Raw genomic sequence first — 8,649 nt, 5'->3', positions numbered from 1 at the left:
CGTCAGGCTCCGGAGGGGGTCGGGGTGGCGCCGGTGGCGCGGGTGAGGCCGATGGCGACGAGCGCCAGGCCGGAGACGAGCAGGACGACGTACAGGGCGCCCTTGCCGACGGTGCCTGCGATCTCGTCCCAGATGCGCCCGACGATGCTGCGGGCGACGGAGGCTGCGGCTCCGCCGGCGGCGCCGGCTGCGTCGCCGGCGAGCCCGAGCGCGTCGTCGGCTACGCCGGCGGCGGCGGCGCCCGCGCCGACGGCGGCGCCGAGCGGCCCGGCGGTCAGGCCGACGGCGGCGCCGAGCGCCGAGTCGGAGAGGTCGGGGAGGTTCAGCCCGCCGCCGTAGCCGACGCTGTCGCGCAGCTTGCGCACGAGAAGCGCGGCGTCCGGGCCGGTGCGTCGCGGGCTGTTCCACGACAGGTGCAGGTGCGCGTTCCCGCCTGCGTGCGCGGGGTCTCCATGGCCGGGGGTGCCGTTCCAGCCGACGAAGGGGAAGACGTCGGGGTGGAGCTTGGCGAGCTTGGCCAGGCGGTCGACGTCTTCCCAGGTCCCGCCGCGCCGCGCGTCGGGGACGATGTCGACGGCCAGGCCTAGCGGGTGCTCGCCGTTGGGCGCGTGCCCGGTCGCCGCGTAGCCGTCGGTGATCTTGACCTTGAAGGCCTGCATGAACCACTCGACGTCGGGGAGTACCCGGCTGTCGATGGTCTCGCCGGGCATGCCAGGGATGGCGACTACGGGGCTCATGCGGCGGTCTCGGTCGTCGCCTTGGCTGCTCGGCGGGCGGTGGCTGCCTTGGCGACGCGCCCGACGGGGGTTGCCGCGCTGGCGAGGGACGAGGGCCGTGCGCCGGTCGCTCGGGTCAGGCCGACGCCGATGAGCGCCGCGCCGGCGACGAGCAGGCCGAGCCACAGCGCGGCTCGACCCATGGCGGCCTTGCGGTCGTCGGTCAGGAAGATGGGCGCGTTGTCGACGCCGGCGGTCGCGTTGCCGCCGGCGGCGGTGCCGAGGTCGAGCGCACCGGAGGCCGTGACGCCGGCGATGCCCGTTGCGGCGGCGCCGGGGGTGTCGAGGGTCTTGTAGCTCTGGGAGGCGCCGAGGACCTTGCGCGCGTAGCCGAGGCCGGCGCGGTAGTTCCCGGGGCCGGCGTTGTAGCTCGCGAGCGCCTTGGTCGGGTCGCGGCTGAATCCGAGGTCGCGCAGGTACCGGGCGGCGCCCATGACCTGGGAGCGCTCGCGGCCGGGACGGACGTCCACGTTGTACTGGGCGGCGGTCCCCGGGATGAACTGCGTGATGCCCTGCGCGTTGGCGCTGCTGGTCAGGCCGGGGCGGCCGCCGGATTCGATCTGGACGAGCCCGGCGAGGACGCTCGCCGGGATGCCGTAGGCCTTCGAGGCCTCCTCGTAGAGCCCGGCCCAACGAAGGACGGTGTCGCTCATCGCACGACCGCGCGGACGACGTCCTGCGGTCGGCGCCACAGCACGCGCAGCAGGAACGGGACGGCCAGGACGATCAGCAGCGCGGCCGCGAAGTCGCGGACGTAGACGAGGGTCTTGTGCTCGGGGAGCTTGCCGCCGGCGGGCGCGTGGGCGTGCGTGACCGTCGTGCCGCACGAGGGGCACGGGTCGATGCCCATCGCGCCGAACGCCGTGGCGGCCGGCTGCTGACCGTAGAACATCGGGCTGGGGTCAGCGGTCGGAGGCGCGGACGATCGCGGTCGCGGTCCACGGGCCGATGTGGCGGTCGGCCTGCTCCTGGTCGCCCTCGAACCCGTCGGTGGGCTCGCGGACGCCGTAGGCCTTGCGGAAGGCGCGCACGGCGGCCATCACGGAGCCGTCCACGATGTTGAAGGGGTTCTCACCGCGGGACGCGCTGTTCTCGAACCCGAGGGCCGCGAGGCGCTTGCCGAGGTCGCTGACCGCGATGTCGGCGCTGCCCGAGGTCAGGATCGGGTGCGCGGTCAGCTCGACGCCGCCGTTGTCGTCGGCCTCGAAAGGCTGGTCCGCGGACGCGCGCGAGCCCTTCTTGGGCCAGGTGCTGAAGTCGGGGGTCTTGGTGGTGGTGCTCACGGGGGTTCTCCTTGTGGGGTTGGGTGGTCGGTCAGACCGGGACGACGTCGCCGTTCTCGTAGTGCCGGTAGCTGCGGCCGTTGCCGTGCTTGACGACGCGGTACCAGAGGCCCTTGCGCGAGCCGGAGTCCTGCCGGAACACGTTGCTGCCGTTCCAGTCGGGGCCGCTCGGGCGGGGGCGGTTGTTGGCGGCCGCGGCGTTGGCGGCGGCCTGCTGGGCGGCCTGCTGGTTGGCGGCGGCGGTCGCGGCGGCGGTGGCGGCGGCGGTGGCGGCCTGCTGTGCGGTGGTGCCCCCGGCGGGCGGGAGGACGGCGGGGGTCGTGACGCTGGCCGGGGCCGCGGGCGTCGCGACGCCCGCGGCGGGCTGCCCGACGCTGGCGAGCTGGCCGGGGGCGGCGTTGATGGCGGCGACCTGGGCGCTCAGCGATGCCATCTGCTCGGCAAGCAGCTCCTGTTGTGCGAGGTAGCCGTCGGTCATGCCTTCGAGCGCGCTGCTGAAGGTGCCGAGCGTGTCCACGACGTTGTCCCCGAGGGCGGCCGCGTAGCCGCCGTTGTCCGCGAAGGTGACGGGACCCTCGAACGCGGGGTTGGGGTCGCCGCCCAACGCGGTCTCGCTGATGGTCGACGCGGCGGGGGCCGTGTCGCCGCCGGCCTGCCGTCGGCGCACGAGCGCCAGAAGCACGATGACGGCGGCGGCGCCCATGAACACCTTGCCGTTGCGGCTGGCCAGGAACGCGCGCACGTCCATGGCTCAGTCCCCGAACGGCAGGTGGCCGCGGCGCTTGTTGATGACCGGGCTGTGGGTCACCGAGACGACGGAGCTGGCGAGGTCCTCGTCGGTGTTCGGCCCGGAGGGCATGAAGAAGCGCTGAACCTCGATGTCGAACCCGCCCTTGTAGGTGCGCGTCGCGCGCCCGGTGGTCTCCGCGAGACGGATTCCGGGGTCGCCCATGAGGGAGTCGAGGACGTCGCCGTGCTTGGTGCCGGTGAGGTCCTGCGGCGTCGCTACGGCGCCGATCGGGTGCTGCTCGCGCAGGTGGCGCTGGCCGACCATCAGCGCGCCTGCAGGGTCCGGAAGACCTGAGACGACGCGTCCCCGATCGCGGCGACGGACTTCCCGAAGCCGGTCGCGTTGGAGACGACGAGGTAGAGGCCGATCAGCGCGAACGCGCCGGCGATGAACTGGGTGAGCGTGGCTCGCATGGGGGGGTGGGGCTCCTAGCGGGTGCGGACGGGTGAGGGGGCGGTGGTGCGCGTCGGGCCGTTGGTCGGACGCGCCGGGGACGACTTCGTGGGCTTGGGCTTCGCGCGGTCACCGCTCCACCCGCCGGGCCGGAGCGGGTCGACGGGCGCGATGAAGCCGCGCGCGGCGGCGGCCGTCCCGCGGGCGAAGACCTGCACGCCCTTGGGTCGCGAGACCACGAGGTAGAGGAAGACGAGCCCCATCGCCATGCCCAGGAGGTTGAGCGCGGTCCGGCGCAGCCCGCCGGTGGCCGCGGGCACGCCTGTGGCGCGCCACGCGCGGCGCGCGGCACCCCCGCGGCCGCGGCGCGCGGGGGCGCGGCCGGGCGCCCGCCCGGGGGAGGGGCGGGCGGGCGCCTTGGCCTTGGCGGGCGCGCCGGAGCCCTCTCGGGCGGCGGCGCTCTTGCGGGGCTGCTCCCGGTCGGCCGGCGGGCTCAGGTTCGCCTTGGCGCGGCGCGAGGTCGTGGTCGGCGTGTCGAGCTGGTAGCTGACCTCTTCGGCATCGGGGAAGCGCTCGTTGACGATGCGCAGTGCCTCCTCTGCGTCCTGCTCCCAGCCGGGCGGCAGGTCGTCGTTCAGCGCCAGCTCGGGCGTGATTTCGTTGATGAGCTTGGCGGCCTGCCGGCTTGTGCGGGCGGCGCGTGCTCGGGCGATCGGATCGCGCACGACGGCCATCAGCGTCGTCCCCGTGCGCTCTGGTAGGCGGCGGCGCCCGCGGCCTGCGCGCCTTGGGCTGCCTGGGCGCCGGCGGCGGTCGTGCCACCCGCGTCCTTGTTCGCTTCGATGAGCTGCGCCAGGGCGTCGGCGACCTGCTGGTTGGTGGTCAGGACGCCGTTCAGGTTGACCTTCTCGACCTTGGTGTTCGCGCCGAGGATGCGGTCCACGAGGTTCTCGCCGGCGTCGTCCTTGATGACGGTCCGAGCGATGACGAAGACGCCGATGAGGACGAGCAGGACGGCGCTGCGCATCACGCGACCCGCCCCAGGAACTTCGCGCGGAGCCAGTTGCGGGCACCGGCCGGCCCACCCGTCGCCATGGCGATGAGAAGCGAGGCCGCGACGGCCACGAGGACGATGCCCGCGAACTGGTCCACGGCCTACTTGCCGACCTTCACGCCGAACGAGAGGGACACGAGCCCGAACGCGAGCACGCTCATGAGCGCGATCCAGAAGATGGGACTGTCCCGCCAGTTCATGACGTCGCGCCAGTCGTCGAGCTGCCGCGCGGCGAGGTCGCCCGCGGAGCCCGCGCCCGTGGTGACGACGCGGCTCTTCGCCCCGTCGACGTCGTAGGGCAGGCCGCTCGGGGAGTGTGCTCCCACGAGCGGGTCGGTGGCCGGCATCCCGGTGAGTGCTGCCCACTCACCTTCGCCGGCGCCCCGCACGTCGGTCGTCGCCATGACGCCCGAGACGGGGCCGATGTTCACCATGCCCATGGATCAGCGCCCCGCGTAGAGGGTCTCCTCGACCATGTGCACGCGCGCGTTCGCGTTGATCGTGGTGCCGGTCGCGATCTTGTTGACGAGCTGCAGCTCCGCCAGGCCCTTGGGCAGGACGATGTCCCGGCCCGGGTTGTCGCCCTCGAAGTCGAGGACGCCGTAGACGGGACCGGGCTTGACGAGGCCGTTGTACTCCCGCCCGTTCTTCTCGAGCAGGACGCTCGGCGGGTTGAAGACGCGCGGGATCCGGTTGCCGCCGTACTGCCAGCGGATCTCATCGAGCGCGGCCGGGGAGATCGTCGCGGCCGCGCCGTTCTGGATGTACCAGTAGAGCGCGATGAGCTGGCCGGCGGTGCGGATCAGCGGGGACTTCACGTCGCCGTTGTTGGAGAACGGCACGTCCACGCCGAGGAAGCCGTGGAGCCACTGCATGTCGCCGAGGACGACGATCCGGCCCTGCTGCGTGTCGACGTAGGGGATGTCGAAGAAGGTCAGGGTCGGGTAGATCGTGCCGGTGAACGTCGCCGTGCCGGCGGAGAACAGCTCGCTGGCCTGCGCCGGGACCGCGGTCCACTGCAGGTAGCTCTGGTCGCTCTGGGCGAAGATCGCACCGGTGAGCGTGTTGTCGTTGTGGACGATCGGGACCTCGTAGGCGAGGACGATCGAGTACGTGCCGTTGGAGATGGCGGCGCCGGTGCTGTTGCCGTACGTGTCGGTGGAGGGCGCCGACACCACGGGGTCGATCGGGTTGCGGAAGATCCGCTGACGGCGGGCGCGGAGGTCGTTGCCCTCGCACTGGATGAGCGAGGTCTGACCGTTCGCGTTCAGCGTCACCTTCGAGAGCAGGTTCCACGGCCACCCGGTCGTGGGCGTCAGCGCCGACGTCACGGTCAGCGTGCCGACGAGCGTGAGGCGCAGGTGGGTCAGGACACCGACGTTCGCGATCCGCTGGTCGATCCGCGAGCCGCCGAGGGCGGTGAAGGCCTTCGTCTCCTGCGGGACGTCGTTGCGCTCCGTGTTCTTGGCGAACTCCACGGGGTTCATCACGTAGGAGCCCTGCTGCGGCACGTTGTGGAAGTAGGCCGCGGAGCCCGCGCCCTGGGCGCCGCCGGCGAGCGGGCCGCGGCCCTTGGCGGCGGCCGCCTGAATCCGGGCGTCGGCGATGTCGTAGCCGGCGCGGTCCCACTGGCCGAGGAGCTGCCGCGGGTCGCGGCAGAGGTCGGCGAACGAGACGCCGGTGAGCTGCGCCAGGGCGTCCGCGTCGAGGTTGCCGTCCTGCCCGTGGGGGAGGACGTGGGCGCTCACGCGCCGGCCGTAGCGCTCCGCGTGGGCGAGCGCCTCCCGCTGCTCGGCGGGGAGGTCGAGGACCGCGCCCATCACAGCGCCGCGGTCGTGGCCTGGAGGGCCGGGATCTTGGTCTTCGTGCCGACGTACTTCGCGACCAGGATGAACACGCTGGCCATCAGGCCGACCTTCAGGAACTCGTGGAGGGTGACGCCGCCGAGGCGCATGAGGGGGGTCCTTTCGAGGGGGACACGGGGTGACGAGAGAGACGAGGGAGCACCGGGTCTAGGGCGCTGAGCTGCCGCTGTGAACCCCCCGGGGGCTCGGGACCCCCGGGGGGGTGCGGGGGTCCCGGGTCTTCTCTGCCAAGGCGATCAGGCGTATGCCTTGGCTATGCCACGCGGAGGCCTGTCCCAGGACCCCGAGAAGCGCGCCCGCCAGCTCGCCGGGCTCAAGCGCGGCCAGGAGGCCCCTGCCGCGCGTCTCGCGGACCCCGACTACACGCCCAAGGCGCGTGAGCCCGCGCCGCGAACCGCAACCGAGCAGGTGACCGCCGAGCCCGCCGGCGACGTCCACGTACTGACCTACCCCGATCCGCCGCCGGCCCCGAAGACGCCGCCCGCGGCCCCCGCCCCCGACGAGTCCGCCCCCGAGCCCCAGGAGATTCCCGACCGTGAGCACCACCCCGAAGACGCCCCCAAGCCCCGCAAGCGCGGATTCCTCGACGGGTTCCGCAGCGGCCTCGACTGAGCCCGTCGGCGGGTTCATCGGGGACCCCGGCCCGGCATTCGAGCCGGCCCCCGACGCGCCCGGCCCGGGCGAGCTGCCCGTCGGGCCGCCGCCGGACGTCGCGTGGCGAGAGAAGGACGTGCGCCGGCTGCTGACGATCCAAGGCGGCGTGACGCACACGCTCGTGGGCGTTGGCGATACGGACTGGGTGCACACCGAGGCCGACCTGTCCGCCATCGCGCCGCCGCTGACGCGGATCTTGAACCGCTACCCGGCGACCGCGGCCGCGGCCGTCATGGGGGACGAGGTCATGCTCATCACGGGCGTGGGCGGCTACGCCGTGCGCTCCTACTTGGAGCGCAAGGCGACGCTGGCCGCGCGGGCGGCCGCGCCGGCGGAGCCGCTCGCCGGCACGATGCCCGACGGGCCGCTCGCCGACGGCGCCGCGTCACCGGCCCCGGACTACGCCGCCGGCCCCACGCCGGCCCCCGAGGACCCGACCGGCGGCGAGCTGCCCGACGTCGCGGACCTGGGCGTTCCGTTCGTCCCCGTCGACCTCGGAGAGGTGTCCTGAATGCTGTCTCCGCAGAAGGTCGAGCAGGCCGTCCACGAGCTGCTCGCCGGCGCCGACATCCCCGCGCCGTTCAACCTCCTCGTGCCGCAGCTGCTGCCCACGGTGCTCGGGAACATCCCGCAGGACCCGCAGCAGCTCGACGGCTTCCTCACGGTGCTGGCGCAGAAGGTCCTGGACCTGCGCAGCGACGGCGCCCCGCCGCTGCTCGTGCTGCCGGCCGCGGCCGCCGCCGGGGAGGTCGAGGCGCGTGCGTAGCCGCGTGCACGACCCCAACCGCACGCTGATGCGCGCCGAGGGCAACGCGCTCGGCGCGTTCCTCCTCGTGACCGTCGCCGGGCTGCTGCTCGTGCGCGCCGGCGAGGCCCTGCGCGCCCACCGGCGCGCGGTGCGCCACGAGCTGTCTCGTGCCCGCGAGCGCGCGATCGTCGCGGAGGACGCCGCCGGCGACCTTGCCCAGAAGCTGCACGAGGCCGAGGTCGTCGCCGCCGAGGCCCTCGAACGGTCCGAGCACGCCGACGCGCTCGTGCGCGCGTTCGCCGGGAAGGCCCAGACCGTCGAGGAGCAGGTCCGCGACGAGCTGGGCGTCGAGCCCACGGGGCCGGTGACGACCGATACCGCCGCCGCCGAGGACGATCCCGCGTGATCGGCTACGACGAACGGACCTTCGTGGCCGGCCCGACGGGATCGGGCAAGTCGACCGTCCTCAACGTCCTGTTCTCCGGGCTGCGCAATCAGCGGCTGCTCTACGACACCAAGGACGAGTGGCAGGTCCACGACGTCGAGCCGGTCACCGACGTCGCGGCGATCGACTGGCGCCGGCCGGTGATCCACTTCCGCGGCGACGGCGGCCCCGACGAGGCTCAGGAGCTGTTCAGCGCCGCGTGGCGGATCCCCAACCTGACCATCTGCGTCCACGAGCTCGCGGACCTCTGCGACCACTTGCCCAACCGCACACCGGTCGCCGTGAGGCGGTGGATCACCAAGGGCCGCGCGCACGGCCGCGGCCTGCTCGGCGGCACGCAGCGGCCCGTGGGCATGCCGCGGATCGCGCGCACCGAGGCCCAGCACATCTTCTACGTGCTCCCGCGCCTGGACCCCGAGGACGAGGACATCGTCGTGCGCATGTGCGAAGCCGGCGGGGCCGACGTCCGGGCGGCCATCGCGAAGGCGCAGGACATCGCGCCTGAACACAGCTTCGTGTGGTACGCGAAGAAGACGCGCCGGCTAACGGTCTCGCCACCGATGCCGCGGCACATCCTCGCGACGTCGATCGTCACCGAGGCGCCCAGGCCCGGCCGCCAGGTCGCCCGCTACTGAGCCACC

The 8,649-nt window shown here is 73.5% G+C and carries 18 protein-coding genes; 5 read left to right on the top strand and 13 right to left on the bottom strand.

The genetic code is table 11. The features are described 5' to 3' along the window. Positions 1-2 precede the first annotated feature (2 nt). The 13 genes from GKE82_RS05945 to GKE82_RS29785 are packed head-to-tail and all read right to left on the bottom strand — an operon-like array spanning position 3 to position 6,250. The gene (locus GKE82_RS05945) at positions 3-737 is read right to left on the bottom strand and encodes a hypothetical protein (RefSeq protein WP_154732682.1); all 735 of its coding nucleotides are present in this window, start codon (positions 735-737) and stop codon (positions 3-5) included. Continuing rightward, positions 734-1,429 carry a lytic transglycosylase domain-containing protein gene (locus GKE82_RS05940; protein ID WP_154732681.1) on the bottom strand — a complete coding sequence of 232 codons (696 nt, stop codon included), beginning with the start codon at positions 1,427-1,429 and terminating at the stop codon, positions 734-736. The genes GKE82_RS05945 and GKE82_RS05940 overlap by 4 nt, the downstream gene beginning before the upstream one ends. Beyond that, positions 1,426-1,668: a hypothetical protein gene (locus tag GKE82_RS05935; protein WP_154732680.1), complete on the bottom strand. Its 243-nt coding sequence runs from the start codon at positions 1,666-1,668 to the stop codon at positions 1,426-1,428. Before GKE82_RS05935 ends, GKE82_RS05940 begins: the two co-directional genes overlap by 4 nt. 10 nt (positions 1,669-1,678) lie before the next feature. Next, a complete protein-coding gene (locus tag GKE82_RS05930; protein WP_154732679.1) occupies positions 1,679-2,059 on the bottom strand; it encodes a hypothetical protein in 381 nt (126 codons plus the stop codon). Between the two features lie 31 nt (positions 2,060-2,090). Next, positions 2,091-2,807: a hypothetical protein gene (locus GKE82_RS05925; protein ID WP_154732678.1), complete on the bottom strand. Its 717-nt coding sequence runs from the start codon at positions 2,805-2,807 to the stop codon at positions 2,091-2,093. Positions 2,808-2,810: 3 nt separating this feature from the next. Beyond that, positions 2,811-3,113: a hypothetical protein gene (locus GKE82_RS05920; protein WP_154732677.1), complete on the bottom strand. Its 303-nt coding sequence runs from the start codon at positions 3,111-3,113 to the stop codon at positions 2,811-2,813. Beyond that, on the bottom strand, positions 3,113-3,262 hold the full coding sequence (locus tag GKE82_RS05915) for a hypothetical protein (RefSeq protein ID WP_154732676.1): 150 nt from the start codon (positions 3,260-3,262) through the stop codon (positions 3,113-3,115). Before GKE82_RS05915 ends, GKE82_RS05920 begins: the two co-directional genes overlap by 1 nt. Before the next feature lie 15 nt (positions 3,263-3,277). Next, complete coding sequence (locus GKE82_RS05910; RefSeq protein ID WP_154732675.1) at positions 3,278-3,967, bottom strand: hypothetical protein; 690 nt, start codon at positions 3,965-3,967, stop codon at positions 3,278-3,280. Between the two features lie 8 nt (positions 3,968-3,975). Next, entirely contained in the window at positions 3,976-4,269 is a 294-nt protein-coding gene (locus tag GKE82_RS05905; protein ID WP_154732674.1) for a hypothetical protein, read from the bottom strand. Beyond that, a complete protein-coding gene (locus GKE82_RS29790) occupies positions 4,269-4,394 on the bottom strand; it encodes a hypothetical protein (protein ID WP_255450667.1) in 126 nt (41 codons plus the stop codon). The genes GKE82_RS05905 and GKE82_RS29790 overlap by 1 nt, the downstream gene beginning before the upstream one ends. A 3-nt stretch (positions 4,395-4,397) precedes the next feature. Further along, positions 4,398-4,730 (bottom strand): hypothetical protein, encoded by a 333-nt coding sequence (locus tag GKE82_RS05900; protein ID WP_154732673.1) that lies wholly within the window; start codon positions 4,728-4,730, stop codon positions 4,398-4,400. A gap of 9 nt (positions 4,731-4,739) precedes the next feature. Beyond that, complete coding sequence (locus tag GKE82_RS05895; protein ID WP_154732672.1) at positions 4,740-6,116, bottom strand: hypothetical protein; 1,377 nt, start codon at positions 6,114-6,116, stop codon at positions 4,740-4,742. Further along, positions 6,116-6,250, bottom strand: a complete 135-nt coding sequence (locus tag GKE82_RS29785) for a hypothetical protein (RefSeq protein ID WP_255450666.1) — start codon at positions 6,248-6,250, stop codon at positions 6,116-6,118. Before GKE82_RS29785 ends, GKE82_RS05895 begins: the two co-directional genes overlap by 1 nt. Before the next feature lie 166 nt (positions 6,251-6,416). Between GKE82_RS29785 and GKE82_RS05890 the strand changes: the two genes are divergently transcribed. From GKE82_RS05890 to GKE82_RS05870, 5 genes are read left to right on the top strand one after another with little or no spacing between them, the layout of a single operon-like run. Then, positions 6,417-6,773 (top strand): hypothetical protein, encoded by a 357-nt coding sequence (locus GKE82_RS05890; protein WP_154732671.1) that lies wholly within the window; start codon positions 6,417-6,419, stop codon positions 6,771-6,773. Further along, positions 6,697-7,326, top strand: a complete 630-nt coding sequence (locus tag GKE82_RS26805; protein ID WP_196189081.1) for a hypothetical protein — start codon at positions 6,697-6,699, stop codon at positions 7,324-7,326. Before GKE82_RS05890 ends, GKE82_RS26805 begins: the two co-directional genes overlap by 77 nt. After that, a complete protein-coding gene (locus GKE82_RS05880) occupies positions 7,327-7,581 on the top strand; it encodes a hypothetical protein (protein WP_154732669.1) in 255 nt (84 codons plus the stop codon). Beyond that, positions 7,574-7,969 carry a hypothetical protein gene (locus GKE82_RS05875; protein WP_154732668.1) on the top strand — a complete coding sequence of 132 codons (396 nt, stop codon included), beginning with the start codon at positions 7,574-7,576 and terminating at the stop codon, positions 7,967-7,969. The genes GKE82_RS05880 and GKE82_RS05875 overlap by 8 nt, the downstream gene beginning before the upstream one ends. After that, a complete protein-coding gene (locus GKE82_RS05870; protein WP_154732667.1) occupies positions 7,966-8,643 on the top strand; it encodes a hypothetical protein in 678 nt (225 codons plus the stop codon). The genes GKE82_RS05875 and GKE82_RS05870 overlap by 4 nt, the downstream gene beginning before the upstream one ends. The last annotated feature ends 6 nt before the right edge of the window (positions 8,644-8,649 follow it).

Source organism: Conexibacter sp. W3-3-2 (assembly GCF_009707605.1).
GTDB lineage: Bacteria > Actinomycetota > Thermoleophilia > Solirubrobacterales > Solirubrobacteraceae > Paraconexibacter > Paraconexibacter algicola.
This window is presented reverse-complemented; position numbering and strand designations above follow the sequence as displayed.